Annotated in this window: 13 protein-coding genes; 10 read left to right on the forward strand and 3 right to left on the reverse strand. The window is 45.8% G+C overall.

Annotated elements, in window-relative coordinates:
* Positions 1–13: 13 nt before the first annotated feature.
* Positions 14–766: an amino acid ABC transporter ATP-binding protein gene (locus ACUC6J_RS05035; RefSeq protein WP_017426316.1), complete on the forward strand. Its 753-nt coding sequence runs from the start codon at positions 14–16 to the stop codon at positions 764–766.
* 296 nt (positions 767–1062) lie between these two features.
* Here ACUC6J_RS05035 and ACUC6J_RS05040 read toward each other — a convergent pair whose 3' ends face one another.
* A complete protein-coding gene (locus tag ACUC6J_RS05040) occupies positions 1063–1956 on the reverse strand; it encodes an AraC family transcriptional regulator (RefSeq protein WP_447249847.1) in 894 nt (297 codons plus the stop codon).
* 158 nt (positions 1957–2114) lie between these two features.
* Between ACUC6J_RS05040 and ACUC6J_RS05045 the strand changes: the two genes are divergently transcribed.
* The 3 genes from ACUC6J_RS05045 (at position 2115) to ACUC6J_RS05055 (ending at position 3985) form a co-directional block, all read left to right on the forward strand.
* Positions 2115–3017, forward strand: coding sequence for a DMT family transporter (locus tag ACUC6J_RS05045; RefSeq protein WP_447249848.1), 903 nt, complete (start codon positions 2115–2117; stop codon positions 3015–3017).
* A gap of 57 nt (positions 3018–3074) precedes the next feature.
* Positions 3075–3407 carry a chaperone CsaA gene (gene csaA / locus ACUC6J_RS05050; protein ID WP_447249849.1) on the forward strand — a complete coding sequence of 111 codons (333 nt, stop codon included), beginning with the start codon at positions 3075–3077 and terminating at the stop codon, positions 3405–3407.
* Positions 3408–3511: 104 nt separating this feature from the next.
* On the forward strand, positions 3512–3985 hold the full coding sequence (locus ACUC6J_RS05055) for a DinB family protein (protein ID WP_017426319.1): 474 nt from the start codon (positions 3512–3514) through the stop codon (positions 3983–3985).
* Positions 3986–4122: 137 nt separating this feature from the next.
* Here the strand turns inward: ACUC6J_RS05055 and ACUC6J_RS05060 are convergent, their stop codons facing one another.
* Positions 4123–5061 carry an EamA family transporter gene (locus tag ACUC6J_RS05060; RefSeq protein WP_447249850.1) on the reverse strand — a complete coding sequence of 313 codons (939 nt, stop codon included), beginning with the start codon at positions 5059–5061 and terminating at the stop codon, positions 4123–4125.
* A 109-nt stretch (positions 5062–5170) separates the two neighbouring features.
* Between ACUC6J_RS05060 and ACUC6J_RS05065 the strand changes: the two genes are divergently transcribed.
* Entirely contained in the window at positions 5171–6058 is an 888-nt protein-coding gene (locus tag ACUC6J_RS05065; protein WP_447249851.1) for an AraC family transcriptional regulator, read from the forward strand.
* Positions 6059–6159: 101 nt separating this feature from the next.
* On the opposite strand, the gene ACUC6J_RS05070 is transcribed toward ACUC6J_RS05065, so the two are convergent.
* Positions 6160–7512 carry an MATE family efflux transporter gene (locus ACUC6J_RS05070; protein ID WP_447249852.1) on the reverse strand — a complete coding sequence of 451 codons (1353 nt, stop codon included), beginning with the start codon at positions 7510–7512 and terminating at the stop codon, positions 6160–6162.
* A gap of 136 nt (positions 7513–7648) precedes the next feature.
* Between ACUC6J_RS05070 and ACUC6J_RS05075 the strand changes: the two genes are divergently transcribed.
* From ACUC6J_RS05075 to ACUC6J_RS05095, 5 genes are all read left to right on the forward strand, one after another.
* Positions 7649–8341: a TetR/AcrR family transcriptional regulator gene (locus tag ACUC6J_RS05075; protein ID WP_103042222.1), complete on the forward strand. Its 693-nt coding sequence runs from the start codon at positions 7649–7651 to the stop codon at positions 8339–8341.
* A 374-nt stretch (positions 8342–8715) separates the two neighbouring features.
* Positions 8716–12741: a DUF5695 domain-containing protein gene (locus ACUC6J_RS05080; protein ID WP_447249853.1), complete on the forward strand. Its 4026-nt coding sequence runs from the start codon at positions 8716–8718 to the stop codon at positions 12739–12741.
* A gap of 135 nt (positions 12742–12876) precedes the next feature.
* The gene (melA, locus tag ACUC6J_RS05085; RefSeq protein ID WP_029514410.1) at positions 12877–14175 is read left to right on the forward strand and encodes an alpha-glucosidase/alpha-galactosidase; all 1299 of its coding nucleotides are present in this window, start codon (positions 12877–12879) and stop codon (positions 14173–14175) included.
* Positions 14176–14188: 13 nt separating this feature from the next.
* Entirely contained in the window at positions 14189–16015 is a 1827-nt protein-coding gene (locus ACUC6J_RS05090; protein WP_045244145.1) for a sensor histidine kinase, read from the forward strand.
* 16 nt (positions 16016–16031) lie between these two features.
* Complete coding sequence (locus ACUC6J_RS05095) at positions 16032–17624, forward strand: response regulator (RefSeq protein ID WP_025364152.1); 1593 nt, start codon at positions 16032–16034, stop codon at positions 17622–17624.
* The last annotated feature ends 120 nt before the right edge of the window (positions 17625–17744 follow it).

Raw genomic sequence — 17744 nt, forward strand, 5'->3', positions numbered from 1 at the left:
AGGAATGTCGGATATGAACACAAACGCAATAGAAGTAACCGATTTGAAAAAATCGTTCGGCCAACTCGACGTTCTGAAAAGAGTGAGCTTTAATGTTAAGGCGGGCGAGGTTGTAGCTGTCATCGGTCCTTCAGGCTCAGGGAAAAGTACCATGCTCCGTAGTTTGGTACACCTGGAAGATGTGACGGGTGGGACGATTCGCATCCATGATAAAGCACTGGTGGAAAATGGTCACTATGCTCCGGCAGGTGATATTAAGAGCATTACTACCGGAATGGGCATGGTGTTTCAGCATTTTAATCTGTTCCCTCATTTGACGGTGCAGGATAATCTGGAACTGGCTCCAAAGCTGGTGAAAAAGGTGAGCAAGGCTGAGCTGCGACGCCAGAGCGCCGAGTTGCTGGCTAAAGTCGGCTTGGCGGATAAAGCGGATGCGTATCCGTCCCGATTATCGGGGGGACAGAAGCAGCGTGTAGCGATTGCCCGGGCAATGATGATGAACCCTGATATTTTGCTGTTTGACGAGCCAACCTCGGCCCTTGATCCCGAGCTGACAGGCGAGGTGCTGCGAGTGATCAAAAAGCTGGCTGAGGAGCACATGACGATGGTCATCGTGACGCACGAAATGAATTTCGCGAGGGATGTGGCGGATCGCGTCATTTTTATGGACAACGGAGAAATTGCGGAATCTGGTACACCGGAGCAGATTTTTGGCAATCCGCAGTTGGAGCGGACAAAGGTGTTTTTGAATCGGGTGGAGGCTTAAAAACATAGTTCTTTCCAGGGGAGGCGCTGCGCGTGCAGATTGTTCTTCCGATCGCTGTTGCAACGGGATTTTTTCATTAATATGACACCTGGTAAGGTTAAAACCCCGTTGCAAAGGCGAACGCTCCGCTTCTTCAGAACAATTCTGCCCGCTCCGCTCACCGACCACCTGGTATGTAATATGTTTTTAAGCAGGAAGTGTGAGTAGGAATAAGAGAAAGGGAGATGGCAAAGCGCCATCTCCCTTTTTTGCAGTTGTTAGGTTGCAATAAAAGCTGACACTGGCTAGTTCATTTCTTAATTCATGAATTCATTTCTTAATTTGCGGAATTCTTTAGGTGTTTTATTATAATGTTTTTTAAACGACTGAATGAAGTGATTTACGTGATTGAAGCCCGCTCTGTGGGCTATTTCAGTGATAGTATATTGTGTTGAGGTTAGTAATTCACTGCTTTTCTTGATGCGGTATTTAATCAAGTAGTCGTAAGGTGTCATATGAATAGTTCGCTTAAAACTACGAGTGCACTCTGAAACACTTAAATGTGCTATATCGGCAATTTCTTGCAGGGTTATGTTGTTGAAGTAGTTTTGATGGATAAAGGTAAGCATCAATTGAAGTCTTTCCTGTTGTATTTTCACGTATTTAGGTGCTTCCTCAGAAGAAAGCGAAATATTAGATATTAAGATGAACCATAATTGTGCTGTTTTGATGGCTACTTCATATTCCCATCCCCAACTTTTTTTCATATCAAACTTCTGTTTCATATCCCACAGCATTTGTAGTATTTGAATTTGCCATTCAGCATCTCCCTTAATTATTAGTGACATTAAGGAGGAATTTGTATAAGGCAGTACATAATTTTTTTCCATCGCGCTATCTGCATAAAAGCCCAGCAGCTTCTCCGGGAAATTAAAGCTGACATATTGACCGTTGTGTGAAAGCTGGGTAGTCACGTGAAGAACACCTTTATTAATTAAAATGGCCTGGCCTGTGTCTAATTCATGATCAACCCCATTCACTTGTATAACAAGTTTTCCCTTAGTAACCAAAGTGATCTGTAGTTCTTCATGCCAATGTAGATCGTTAAATCCTCTACCTTTAGGAATACTTTCATGAACCGAATGGGTGTACATGATGTATGGAAATGAAACATCGGGATAGAGAATGGTCTCGTGCAGTTGTTTTTCCATTGAAGAAAGATTCCTTTCTTATGACGATATTCCTATATAAATGAAAGATATACTTACACAAAATAAATAAAAGCGGTGATATTATTATACTCAGTTCAGTTTATTATTCAATTGTTCTGTGCACAGACAATGGGTCAAAAACATCTGAGAGGGTCATTATGAAAATAAATAAAACATCGCTATCTTTGAATCCGTATTTTTTACTGTTCATCAGTATTTTGTCGGTTTCCGTCTCTTCCATCATGATAAAATCTTCACATACTCCAACCTCCGTGGCTGGAATGTATAGATTGTATATGTCAGTCATATTAATGCTTCCTTTTGTACCCTGGAAAATGCTCCGCACCTCAGATATGACCAAAAAAGATTGGGGTACCGTTTTCATGGCTGGTCTTTTTCTCGGATTACATTTCTTATTCTGGATGGAATCTTTGGCGCATACCTCAGTTGCGAGCTCCATGGTCATCTTATCCTTGCAGCCTTTATTCGTAATGATTGGTTCATACTTTATGTTCAGAGAACGAGTAAACCTATTCACTATTTTTTGCTTGATCGCTGCTCTTATCGGTTCAATCATTATAGCTTGGGGAGACATAGGGACTTCGAAAGGGGCATTAATCGGAGATGGGTTATCCCTATTAGGAACAATCTTGGTTTCGGCTTATATGATAGCAGGGCAGAAGGTAAGCCACAAAATAAGTGCAAATTTTTATAGTGTGATTGTCTTTTTTCTTGGCGGCAGTGTCCTGCTAGTCTACAATTTGGTGAATCATTATTCCTTGATCGAATATGACTCGTCGGATTGGACGTATTTCTTATTACTTGCAGTAATTCCAACTATTTTTGGTCAATATATTTTTAATCTGCTGTTGAAGTCAATGGGGGCAACTACGGTGTCAGTGGGTATTATTGGAGAGCCTGTTCTCGCCATCCTTCTCGCCTACTTATTCTTGGGAGAAATAATGTCTGCATTTCAATTCATAGGTGGAATCATGACTTTATTCGGTATGGGGATGTATTTTTGGGCAAAATCGCTAAAGTTTGCGGTTGCAAAATATTAAAATTGTCTACGGTTTATCGTGAAATTTAAGAAAATAATGGATGAGGGGAATACTTACATGGCAACGATTGATGATTTTTTGAAACTCGATGTTCGGGTTGGAACTATAATTAAAGCTGAGTTTTTTGCAGAAGCCAAAGTACCTGCTATGAAACTTGAAATCGATTTTGGACAAGAGATTGGAATAAAAAAATCGAGTGCACAAATTACAAAAAGATATATGGCGGAGGAGATTATAGGAGAACAAATCATAGCTGTAGTCAACTTTCCTCCTCGACGGATAGCAGGCTTTAATTCAGAGGTATTAGTCCTTGGAGGTATCCCCGAGAAGGGGGACGTGGTCTTATTGAAACCAGGTATTAAACTACCTGATGGAACACCCATCGGATAATAAATTATTCCTGTTTCATCTGTGACCTTTTCATGAAGAAGGGAATTGGTTGCGAGTATAGAATTAATACCTTAGAAAACTACTAAATTTTGGAGGTTGGTAGCATGTCTGTAGTAGCTCAATATCTTCAGGAATGGCTAAGGCACAGATCGGTGTTGCAAGAATTGGTTGAAGTCATTCCTGATGAGCATATTGACTTTAAGCCTTGGGACAATGCGATGCCCATGGGTTCCCTAATCGTTCACATAGCCAGTTCTATGAAAATGTTCGTGGATACCGTAAAAAATGGTACCTTCACTCCACCGACAAAAATAGACGAATATCACACAATAGCCGATGTACGCAACATCGTCGATCAATTGACGGAGGAAACAATCCGAGAATTGAAGGAATTAAATGCTCAACAGCTAGAACAGGAGATTGAATTTAGGAACTTTCTCGGCACTGGGAGCTTCTGGCTATCCATGGCGAAAGACCATGAGATTCACCATAAAGGTCAATTATTTACGTATGTACGAATGGTTGGAGTAGAAAATGTGCCTTTTATGATTAAGCAACCACCTCAAAATAAAAACTAACGTTCGATGTATTATCTAACGAGCTCAACACCTCAAACAGTAGATTCATAAATATAATGAAACGGCAGCCATAAAAACGGCTGCCGTTTTCTCCATTAAGGAGCAGCTTTATCCTAATGCCTCTCCATAAGCTTAGCTTACTCTGAGAGCGGGATATCTTCTTCTGATTGGTTATTTGAAGAAGGCTTTTTATTGAATGCCAATAACAATATCAGTCCGATGATACATATTACACCTACCCATTGAAAAAAACCAAAAGGCTCTTTTAACCAAAACACAGTTGTTAGAACAGCAGCTAGAGGTTCCAGACTACTTAGAAAGCTTGTTTCTTTTGGTGAAAGACTCTGTAAGCTTTCTATATAGAACCAAAATGCGATCATTGTGCCGAATATGATCACGAACGCTAGATATAAAATGGTTTCTAGTGACAAGCTTTGAAAGTCTATCTGCCAAGGTGGATGGACCAAGCTTAGTCCAAAACCGCCGATGACCATCGCCCAACCCACAATAACTAGGGAATCGTATTGCTTCAGAAGAGGTATTGCGTATAAGGTATAAAAAGCCAGGGCTATTGCTGATAAGATCCCCCAAACGATTGCGACCGTCGGAACGGATAGCTGAGAAATGGAGCCGTTTGTTAACAAGAAGAAACAACCCACTAAAGCCAGCAAAATCGCTGACAGATCCTTTCGTGTGAAGACAGTGTGCTTTCGCAGAATTAAATAAATGATAATCATTATAGGCGCTAAATACTGTAATAGTGTCGCAACAGCAGCATTACCTCGTTGGATCGATGCCATATACGTATATTGAACTGACAGCATACCAACCAAACCGTAGACAACGAGTTGGAAAGCAGTCCTTCTATTTTTCCACACACCCCATATTTGTGTACGGTCTTTTATTAAAAATTGAAGGGCCAAGAGTAAAACACCAGCAATGAGCAAACGTGTTGTTACAAGCCAATTTACATCGATTTGTTGAAAAAGTTTTTTTGCAACGGTCCCACTGATCCCCCAAAATATAGCTCCTGTGATAACAAGAAATAATCCTGTTTTTCTAGCTGATTTATCCATGAATGCTCTCCACCTTGAAATATAATAATAGTGTTATAATAGGTGAAAAAAATTTTAAATTATACCTGAATTTGATGTTAAAATATAAATATATTGAGGTCGTGATGATTTGCAAATAAAAGATTTCATAATTGGCCAAAACCTAAAAGAACTAACCGAGCATCGGACGGTCGTACTACCGGTTGCATGTTATGAAACAACGATTAACCAAAATATACATGGATATATACCACTGCATTGGCATGATGAAATTCAATTTGTTCTGGTTGTAAAAGGGGAGGCGATCTTCCAAATAAATGAGGATAAACGAATCGTACGACAAGGTGATGGGTTATTTATAAATAGTGGCTGCCTACATATGGCGGAAGATCAGAATCAATCGGGTTGCGTCTATGTCTGTTTAAATGTTTCTCCTCATTTCGTTTTATCACAAGAGCTTTACACACCTTACGTAGCTCCTTACATTCAAGCGACAAATTTACCTTATGTATACATAGATTCTGACGAGCTTTGGGGGAAAAACATTTTAGATGCCATGTTGAAGATTAATCAATGTATTCAACATAAATCTCCATACTATGAAATCGATATTACGATGTATTTAACATTAATTTGGAAAAACCTAGTCATGAATGGCTTTCCATTAGAATACGACCAGGTGGAAATGGTAAAGAATCAACGGATCAAACAAATGTTAAACTGGATCTATTTGCATTATGCTGAAAAAGTCACATTAGATGATATTGCAAAAGCTGGTCAATTGAGTCGTTCGGAGTGCTGCCGATATTTCAAACGAATTTTAAAGGTAACTCCGTTGAATTATGTAATGGATTATCGGATTCAAAAAAGCTTAGTCTTATTGCAACAAGCAGAATCTAACGTTACAGAAGTTGCCTATAAGGTTGGATTTAACAGTACCAGCTATTTTATAGAAAGATTCAGAAAAGCGATGAACATGACACCATTAGCCTACAAAAAATTAAAAATGGATGATTGATATTCAGGGCTTTTTTATCTACCACGCTAAGTAGCGGCGGAATCTAAAAAGACAGGATCGGTTAATGTCCTTATCCTGCCTTCTTGCATGTTATATGTTTTCTACTGTACTAAATGATCCAGCTCTGGCTGCAATTTGTTCCGCAGCACATACAGCATAATAGCTCCAACAAGGAACGCGACGGCATCCGCAATGACGAGCGACCAGACCACCCCGTGGAAGCCACTCATTCGATTGGCAATGTATAGCACGGGGATCAGAGTAATTCCCTGTATGACGGACATAATAAACGCAGCGGTTCCCTGCGCCGTTGCTTGGAAAATCCCCGTAAACAACGTGGTCATCCCCGTAATGAACAAGGATAAGAAGGTCACATGCAGAATGTAGCTGCCCATTACAATTAATTGCGGGTCATTGGTAAATAAACCAATTAGATGGTCGGAAATCAGATAGACGATGATGCCAAACACGACTGCCAAGGCCAAAATCGCTTTGATTGTAAATCCAATGGTTTGTTTCATTCGTAATTTATTCGCTGTAAAACTAAAGGCAATCAATGGTACAACACCCTCGCATAAGCCCATCAAAATAAACTCAGGAAATTGTAATAAACGTGAGGAAATTCCGTAAGCCGCTATGGCCTGATCCCCATACTCGACAAGAAAATGGTTAAAGACGAGTGACATTGCACCCATGAAGAGACTCATAATAAACACGGGAACTCCGATTTTGAATACATTGCTCAGGATATCCTTGGTAGCCTTGAACCATTTTATGGAGATGGTTAAAAATTGACTCTTATATCCCATATGGAAGGCGTAGAATATACTCGCAACCACATTAGAAATAACCGTAGCTGACGCAACGCCGATCACGCCCCAATGGAAAACGAAGATGACCAGCGCATCGAGAATAATATTCACGACAACACTGAGTATCATACCGATCATCGACGTAATTGCAGCACCCTCCGAGCGCACGATATTCTCCAGTGTGAAGAATAATACGACGAATGGCGAACCTATAAGCATAATCGTGACATAGTCCTTCGTGAAGCCGAAGGAATCAGGTGTAGCCCCCAGACCCTGAACGAGTGAATCGATCAACGGGAGACCAAGGGCCATCAAGATAAGACCGAGAACTAAACTGCTGTAAAAGGCGAATGAAGACACATTCTTTACATCAGCATACTTTTTCTCTCCCAGCAATCGGGAGATAAACGCACCGCTGCCGATACCAACCAGGTTTCCTACCGCCATAATGGCCGCGAATAACGGCAAGGTTAGTGCGAGTGCGGTTAACATGGCGGTATTGTGGAGAGTGCCAAGGAAATAGGCATTTAAGATGGAATAGATGACACTCATTGACGTACCTAGCATCATCGGTACAGCGAAGTGAGCTACGGCTTTAGCGATCGGTGCTTTTTCAAAGTAATGGAGGTTTTTTGCATCCATGCGAGTCACTGCTTTCTTTATTTATTTGGCCTAATCTAACACCGTTAGATTGAACCTTACAGTGTTAGATGTTATCATGAATTAATAAATCTGTAAAGAATAAACTTACACTGTTAGATTAAAGGGCGGATAACCGATGAAAAAGCAGCAACCTCAGATTTCGGAAGGTAAGATCTTAGAAGCTTCGTGGGAGCTTCTAGGGGAGGATGGTATCGAGAAATTCAGCTTGAGACGATTGGCCGATCGGCTGGGGATTCAGGCTCCCTCTCTATATTGGTACTTCAAAAGCAAGCAGAATCTCTATCAGCGTCTGGCCAACCAGGTATCGAAAACGATTCTGGAGGAGTTTCATTCCGAGGGGGACTGGAAGGAGCAACTGAGGGAGCTGGCGGTAACGATGCGGAGTGTACTGTATCGGTACCCCTGCTCCACGCAGCTCATGATGATGACGCTGCCCCACGAACCGGACATCATCCGGTTCACCAACCGTATGCTGCTCTGCGTGGAGTCGGCGCCGCTTGAGCAAGAGCAGAAAATGCAAGTGGTTACAACGCTTGTGAACTATGTCTCCTACTTCGTCCTGGACGATTATCAGCATGAACGTAATGTCTCCGCGCTCCTTAAGGATAAGGACAAGGGAGCACTTCCGGGTGAAGAGATGGTTCACCTTCTGGATTCCATGAGTGAGACAGAAGTAGGACTATTCCGGCGGATGTTCAAAAATGGGCTGTTCGAACTGATGGGAACCGATAGAGCATTTGAGTTCGGATTGAAGCTGATTTTGTTGGGGATTGAGCAGGTGATCAAGGAGCAGGAAAGTAGTATGTAAAAAAAACGCCCATCCATTATTGGATGGGCGTTTTTAATTAGGTTTGCGTTTACCCTAAATTGTTATTGAATATATAACTTTATTCCCCACTATAGCAGCTCAATATAAATTTTTTGAAAAAATTTCGTTGCAACAGCGAGCGGAAGCACAATCTGCACGCGCACGCTCACTTCCTTCGTCGTAACTCATCCCACAATACGATTAGGTTGAAATCCTATATAAATCGGTTGAAAATGTTGATTTTACCAATGGACAAGGATTTGTACAATAGAGTTGTAGCGCTTACATTTCCAAGGAGGTTGCGGCGAAATGAAGAGACTTCAGGTGATTGGCAAGCAAATCAGGACCCCGAGATCAAAAAGGAGGCCGTGTTGATGAAATTTAAGGGAATATTGGCGGCGTTTTTGTTTTTAACCACAGCGTCTGTGTTGTTTGGGGCGCATACGGCAGAGGCTCATGAGCTATCTAATGACAAGCTGACAATCCAGACAGGAGAGCATGGGGAAATTTCATCTATTCGTATCAAAGGAGATGCTTTTCCGACTGAATATGTCATGAACGCATCGGTGACACCTGAGCAGAACACGGCAGATCATCAGTGGCTAGGGGAGCTGATGTTCACGTACCGACTGGATGAAGGTAGCTGGACGAAGGCATGGACAAATAAGTCGGCAGACGCACGTAAGATTACGACCAGCGGCAACCGTGTTACGGTCACGTATGAGAACTCAAATAATGCAGAAGGCATACGCAATTTTAAAGTCATTGAAACCTATTCAGCGGAGTCGAATGGTTCGGTACTGTGGAACATACAGGTACAGAATACGAGTGGCAAAAAATTAGAGATTGGCGATTTTGGATTGCCTTTACCTTTTAATGAGCAGTGGACCTATGGTGATGCGATTTACGAAACGAGAGTCGTGACGCATTCCTTTGTCGGCAATAACGGCTCCTATATTACAGCTGGGCGTCCGAGCGGCATTGGTTCTTCGCTGCTACTGATTCCTGATTCCACCACAGGTGCTGGTTTTGAGTATCAGGATCATTGGCGAGATGAGGAGCATCCGGGCAGCAAGTGGGCCTGGAATCCGGCCAACGAAGGCAAATGGCTGGAGGGATTGAATGTATTTTATATTCATTCCAATGTGATCAAGTCCACCAACCGTGGATATTTACCCAACACAAGCCTGATCCTGAATCCCGGTCAAAGCAAAAACTATGGCTTCAAGTTTCTGGCGGTGAAGGACGAGCATGATGTAAAAGATACGTTGTATCAAGAAAACTTGGTGGATACTACGGTCGTACCAGGCATGATTGTGCCTACGAACCAAAAGGCGAAGGTGGATCTGCGTACCAAGCAAACGATCAACAAGGTGACCTATCCAGACGGAACCGTTATTCCGCAGACGGATAGCAAGGCCGGAGGACACCACATTTATGAACTGAAATTTACTAAGCTGGGCCCGAATTTCATTACGGTGGAATACGGCAATGGCAGCAAAACGGTTTTGCAATTCTATGCCATCGAGCCGATTGATCAGGCGCTACAACGGCACGCTACCTTTATGGTAGACAAAACCCAGTGGAACGTGCCAGGTGATTTGCGCGATAAGGTATTTGACGATTGGATGATGCATACCAAATCCAAACGCAACATTTTCAACGGCTATTGGGGCTGGGGGGACGATTGGGGTCTGACCCACGGACAGTTCCTGGCTGAGAAAAACACACTCTCTCCAGTCGCCAAAGAGGTGCGGGCTGTAGACGATTATTTGGAGACAGCGATCTGGACGAATCTGATGAATGGACATCATGAGGACTATTTAATTCATGATTTCCTGATGCCGGAGCCAAATGATACACCGACCTACCGGGGATATGCCTACCCGCATGTATACAACACGTATTTCAGTATGTATAAGATTGCCAAGGAATACCCGGATCTCGTCACTTACAAGCATCCGAAGGAAACCTATTTGCTGCGGGCCTATAACATTTTCAAAGCTTTATATGAAGGACCTGTTGCGTACAACTGGGAAACAGGTTTGATGGGTGAGCTGACCACACCGGATATTATTCAGGCCCTTCATGATGAGGGCTACGATGATGAAGCGAATGATCTCAAGGAAAAAATGGATCGCAAGTATAACAATTTTAAAAATACAAAGTATCCTTACGGTTCTGAATATAGCTACGACAATACAGGCGAAGAGGCTGTATATACGTTAGCCAAGCAGAATATAGATACAGAGGGCGAGCAAAGTAAAGCCCTGGAAATGATGGGGAAAATTAATGCCAAAACTCGTGCGTCACGCGGTCATATGCCTGTATGGTACTACTATACCGATCCGGTGACGATTACCGGGGAGAACTGGTTTAACTTCCAGTACACGACTTCACTTGCGGGATATGCGATGGATGACTGGATTCGTCATCATGAGGACAATCATCGCGAGGAGCAACAACGGCTGTCCTATGCTGCCAAAATTGCCAATGTCGGAGCGATTAACTCCGGGCAAATCAGCTCGGATCCTGAGAACATCGGGGCGGTCGCATGGACGTATCAAGCGGAAAAAGGCAATAACGGAACAAACGGCACCGGCGGCGGTAAAAACGTCCCGCTCTTTAACGGCTGGCGCGGCATGAGCGGTGAGGCTGACCTCGGATTGTTCGGTGCACTTAAAACCTTAAGCGCGGATATCGCGGTTGATCCGATATTCGGATTGACGGGCTACGGTGCAGAGGTGAGCAAAAGCGGTAACGTGTATACGATCAAGCCGCTGGACGGTTTGTTCAAACGGGTCAATTTGATCACGGAAAAGCTGTATATCGAGCTGGAAAAGGATCAGTATACTGAAGCCAAGCTGGCAACATCCAAGGATAATGTATGGCTTCAGTTGAAAAATCAAACGCCGGGCCAAGCTCATTCTACGTACGTTACATTTGATGGTTTAAAGAAAGGAACGTACCTGGTTAAAGTGGGGGGACAATCGCAAGGCAAGTTTAATGCGTATGCACCAAGCAATAAGCTTAAATTGGAAATTGGTACAGCATCCTCCTATACGGTAGAGCTGACACCAACCACACCAGATCCCAACAAAGCACCTGTCGTTGATGCAGGCAAAGATTCCAAGGTGAAGCTGCCAGATCAGATTATTCTGAAAGGTACGGCTACAGATGATGGGCTTCCGCAAGGAAAAGTGACAAGCGAGTGGAGTCTGGTTGAAGGACCACAGAACGCGAAGGTCACATTCAGCAACAAGACATCAATACGTACGAAGGTGGATGTTTCCGAGCCAGGAACGTATATCTTCAAGCTGACAGCCAGCGATTCCCAGTTATCAGGAGAGGCTAAAGTAACTGTGATCGCTGAACCGGCGGCACCGTTACCTGAACGGCTTGCCGTTTACAAGTTTGACGAAACAAGCGGTGCTCTTGCTGTAGATTCATCAGATAGCGGCAATGATGCTAACGTTAAGGGGACCGTGGCATGGGCTGCGGGTAAAACAGGCAATGCTGTCAGTCTGAACGGCAAGGACAGCTATGTGCAGCTTCCGGCGGGAATTGTCAGTCGGGCACAGCAATTGACCGTATCCGGTTGGGTCAAAGCGAATAGCCTGAGCGATTATGTGCGGATTTTTGACTTCGGCTCCGGGACCAATGAATATATGTTCCTGACCCCTAAAGCCGGGAACCGGATGCTATTTGCCATTACGAATCAGGGTAACGGGCAAGGACAGGAACAGACGATTGATGCCCCTGTATTGCCGACAGGCGTATGGAAGCATGTTGCGGTCACGCTTTCGGGTTCCACAGGTATTTTGTACGTGGATGGGAAAGAAGTGGGACGCAATACCAATCTGACATTGAATCCAACCAGTCTGGGACAGACGAAAAATAATTTTATCGGTAAGTCCCAGTACCCTGATCCATATTTCAATGGTCTGGTGGATGACTTCCGGATCTACAGCCGTGCTTTGAATGCAAACGAGGTAGCAGGTCTGGCCTCTGGTACAGCACAGAGTCTGGTGGCAACTGAGAACATTACTGCATTAAAAGAGGTGAATGTAACCACTCATGTGGGTGAAAAACCTGAACTGCCAAGCGTAGTGGAAGCTACGTATGGAGAAGGCTCCACCAAATGGGTAGCTGTGGAATGGGAGGATATGGACCCTGCACAATATGCTGCTCCAGGTTCGTTTGAATTGAAGGGCAAAGTGGAAGGGACGGAGTTGAAGGCAATAGCCAAGGTGACCGTAATTGAGGGAGGGGCCGTGGCTTCACCGGCAACATCAGTTAGCCCGGAGACTTCAGTAACCCTGCCAACTACGACATCCCCGGTAACATCTGCCTTACCGCCTCGGCTTATCAGCCCAGCTAAATCAGTGGGGGTATCCTGAAAGGGCGGCAATAACGCATAGTCATGACTAATCTTTCCCATCGTCGCTTTCCTCCTGAAAAGGGGAGAGTGGCGGTGGGTATCCTTGCATATGAGGTGCAAAACCGCGAACAAAAAGGTGAATGGGGGACAAAGTATGAGCAAGATTACATTTCTGGGTGCAGGCAGTACGGTATTTGCTAAAAATGTGCTTGGCGATTGTATGTTGACACCTGCTTTGCAGGGCTTTGAACTGGCGTTGTTCGATATTGACCCCGTAAGGCTGAAAGATTCGGAGAATATTTTATCCAATTTGAAAAAAACAACAGGGAGTACCTGTGTGATTCGCTCCTACACTGACCGCAAGGAAGCGCTACGTGGAGCAGCCTATGTAGTAAATGCCATTCAGGTGGGCGGCTATGATCCGTGTACGATTACGGATTTTGAGATTCCTAAAAAATACGGTCTGCGCCAAACGATTGCCGATACGGTCGGCATTGGCGGCATTTTCCGCAATTTAAGAACGATTCCGGTGATGCTCGATTTTGCAGCAGACGTGCGCGAAGTATGCCCGGATGCACTGTTCCTCAACTATACAAATCCGATGGCTGTGTTGACGAATGTAATGAACGTACACGGCGGTGTCCGGACAGTAGGGCTGTGTCATAGCGTACAGGCGTGTATACCGGAGTTGTTCAAAAGTCTTGGACTGGAGCAGGCAGGGGTAAAGGCGAAAATTGCAGGTATCAATCATATGGCATGGCTGCTCGAAGTGAGCAAGGACGGGGTGGATTTGTATCCTGAGATTAAAAAGCGGGCTGCCGCCAAGCAGCAGGAAAAGCATCATGATATGGTGCGCTTTGAAATGATGCTGAAATTCGGCTATTACATTACGGAATCGTCCGAGCATAACGCAGAGTATCATCCGTATTTTATCAAACGGACATATCCAGAGCTGATTGAACGGTTCAATATTCCTTTGGATGAATATCCGCGCCGCTGCGTGAGCCAGATTGAACGCTGGGAGACGATGCGTGAAGAACTTTTGGGCAATCAGGATCTGCGCCATGAACGGTCGAACGAATATGCTTCTTATATATTTGAGGCAATTGAAACCAATCAGCCTTTTGCCATTGGCGGTAATGTGATGAATACAGGCTTGATTACCAATTTGCCGAAGGAAGCCTGTGTGGAGGTGCCCTGCCTGGTGAATCGTAATGGGGTTACGCCGACCTTTGTGGGTGACTTGCCGCCCCAATGTGCTGCACTGAACCGAACGAATATCAACACCCAACTATTAACGATTGAAGCTGCGATTACGGGGAAAAAAGAACATATTTATCACGCCGCCATGCTGGACCCGCACACTTCAGCTGAGTTATCCATGGATGATATCGTTTCTCTGTGTGACGACCTGATTGCAGCGCACGGGACATGGCTTCCCGCTTATGTGTAAGGGAGGCCAATGAATGGGGGGCAGAGGGCGTCAAAAGTTTGCCGGGATTCCTACGATCCGTGGGAAATTTATCGTATTGACGCTGGTACTGACCGTCATTCCGATGGTAGTGCTGACCTTTACCTTTTACCGGATTGCGGCCCATTCTCTTGGTGAGAAGTCAGAAGCACTGGCAATGCAGTCCCGGCAAATGAGTGAAAATTACGTTAATGCGACACTCTCCGATTTGAATGATCTAACCAACGCCATTCTCAGCAATCCTGATGTGCAGTCCACACTGGAGACCAAGCCAGAAGATGATTATGAATACTTGCGGAACGACGAAACACTCAGCATGGTCGTTCGTACGCAAACCCAGACCAAGCCGTATATCACGTCCTCGCTCATCTATGCCGCCAATGGCGGACTCAAGCATTCTCTCTATCAAGGGAATGTTTCGGTCCGTTTTGGCGGCCTTCCTACATTAAAGGAAGCACGTGTGTACTACCGCCGTCTGCTCGCCGAGCAACCTATGATGTGGATGGCTCATCCGCCGTTTGAATCAGGGCGCGGGATGGCGGAGGATCGTATTTACGTCGGGAAGCTGCTGCGAAAAACGACTGGAGATTATGAGCCGCTTGGATTTTTGCTGTTGGAAATCGACAAGGCCAGTCTGTTTCGTGGGCTTGCTTTTCATGAAACAGACAGCAATACCCAGATGTGGGTGCTCGATCAGGAGGGCGAGCCTGTATACCGATTGCCGGAGCAGAGCATTGCGGACCCATCGCTATTGCGACAAATCGCCAAATCTGCTGTGGATAGACCCGTGCTTACGAAGGACTGGAGAACATGGAACGGCCGCCAGACGATGATTTCCTACGGACCGTTAAACGAGGGACAATGGACGCTCCTACAAAAAGTCGATCAGTCCGTACTATTCGAGGACGCGCGGCAAATTGGGGCCTGGACCATCTGGACCTTTTTGATTGCACTGGTGTTGGGCTGGATGCTGTCTTATCGGCTAAGTGATACAATTCGTCGCCCCCTGCTTCAATTGAGCCGATTAATGGCGGTGGATGGGAGTGTGACCACCACGGCCTCAGCCCAAGCTCCTGAAGCTCCTGCTTCCGTTGTATTTAACCCTAAGGATGAGGTAGGGCAGATCGGGGAGCGATTTCTTCATATGATGCAAAAAAATCATGAGCTGTACGGGCAAGTATACGAAGCGTTGCTGTCGCGCAAACAGGCCGAGTTTCGCGCGCTTCAGGCGCAGATTAATCCGCATTTTCTGTACAACACACTGGAGTCACTGAAGGGAATGGCGCTGGCGAATGGGCAGCGGGATATGGCAGAGGTGATTGGTGCCTTCGGTAAATGCTTTCGCATTTCGCTAAGTTATGGTCGAGAGCAAATCAGTTTGGGACAGGAAGTCGAGCATGTAAGCGCCTATGTAAAGGTACAGCAGTTTAGGTTTCGGAATTCGTTCGAGTGGATATGCGAAGTCGAGGAGGATATTTGCGGGTTTTACGTACCCAAGCTGATTCTCCAGCCACTCGTTGAAAATGCCATTTACCACGGTTTGAAAGGGCGTACCGACCGCGGCTATATTATGTTATCCGGTGCGAGGGAAGGCGATGCTTTGCGTTTAACAGTTAGCGATGATGGGGGCGGTATTGGAGCCGAGCGTCTGGACGATATTCGGAAATCGCTAGATGCCGAGCGGGGGAGTGCGATTGGCTTTGGACTCCGCAATGTACATGAACGTCTTCGGCATTATGGTCCCCAATATGGTCTGTCTGTGACAACCGAGCTGGGTCAGTACACCTCGGTTACCTTACTGGCACCCATTCGAACCGAATAAGAAAGGGGAGGATGGCATGTACCGGCTGCTGATTGTGGACGACGAATATCATATTCGGGAGGGACTGAGGCTGATGGTGGCGGAAAGTGGCCTGTCAGTGGAAGTCAGTGATATGGCGGAGGACGGCGCAACGGCATTACGGTTGTATACGGAGCGGCGACCGGACATGATTTTACTGGATATTAATTTACCGGATATGAGTGGGCTGGACATAGCCAAAACCATTCGGGAAAAGGATCAGCAGACCCCGCTGTTATTCCTGACAGGGTACGAATCCATGACGTATATTCGTCAGGCCGTTTCGCTTCAAGCGGTTGATTATTTACTCAAGCCAGTGACAAGCGAAGACTTTGAAGCGGCTCTGAGACGGGCTGAGGATCGCATTGCGCAATGGCGTAGAAGCGAGGAGGAAGCTATTCACCGTCATCGTTCATTGGAGCCATTGTACAGGGAGCACTTGCTGCTGGATCTGCTCCAGCAGCGGCGCCCCGCAGCCGAGGTCGTTCAGGAGATGGACGGGCTGGGATTTTTCGGCGAGACGAGCAGACCGCCTTATACTGTGCTGTGCTGTGAGCTGGAGGAGGCCTCGCAGCAGGTAGCATCCGCTCCTAGCGAGTCGCAGAGTTCCACCAATAAGAGCACGCATGTATTCGCCGAGTTGGCTTGGGAGGCTGCGGCAGCAGCCGGGACGAAGGCGCATGGTGCGGCGGTTTCCCGTGATCGGCGTGTTGTACTGCTGGCGGCGGCATCTTGCAGGGCAGCGGAGCAGACGGCCCGGCAGATTCGTCAGGCGGTGCAGGAACGATTGAGTCAGGGGATGTCCATCGGGATTAGCCGTCCCGTACAACAGATGGAGCAGCTTCCTGAAGCATATGAGGAAGCAGTACAGGCTGTGGAGCATCGGGGGTGGGTGGGCTATAGCCAGATCATCCCCTTCGAGAGCATTCAGGCGGCTGAGCCGAACAGTAGTCATTTGCTGGAGAAGGAATTGCTGATGATTACGGAAATTCGTGCCGGCAATGATGCTGCTGTACATGCGATTTTGCAGGAATGGTCTGGACAATTAGCGGGCTTGCCCGTCAATCAGGTGAAAATGATCGTCACTCAGCTTGTTCTGTTCGTTATGCGTATTGTTCAGAGCGATGCATCCGAAGGACAAACATCCATACAGCAGCAGGACCCATTATTGGAACTGTCCCGATTGCGGCACGGACCTGAGATGATTGATTATGTATCGCGCTATTTTGTCCGGGTGGGTCGCCAAGTGCGGGAATCGCGCGAAAAGGGGATTCCGCGCAAATTCCAACGGGCCAAGGAATGGATTCGTGAGCACCTTCAGGAGGATGGCGGATTGAACCGTCTTGCAGCGTACATGAATATGAGTCCCAAGTATTTGAGTGCCCGTTTTAAGCAGGTTACAGGTGAAAGCTTCGCTGAGTACCAGACGCGTGTGCGCTTCGAGCGAGCCCGGGAATTGCTGTTGGACCCGAATCGTAAGGTAGCAGAGGTGGCGGAGGCTGTGGGCTTCGCAGATACGAACTACTTTAGTATTGCCTTTAAAAAGCATACCGGATTAACGCCAACGGAATTCCGCAAAACATTTTTGTAAACGCGCTGTTAAAAAAATCATACCAAAACAAAGAGAGTCTGGAGTCGTTAGGTGGTCGGCTTCGGGCTCTCAGCGCATAATAGGCTTGTAAGGAGAAACCAGTTCAGGAAGGGGCCGGTT

This window comes from Paenibacillus sp. JJ1683, from assembly GCF_053006485.1.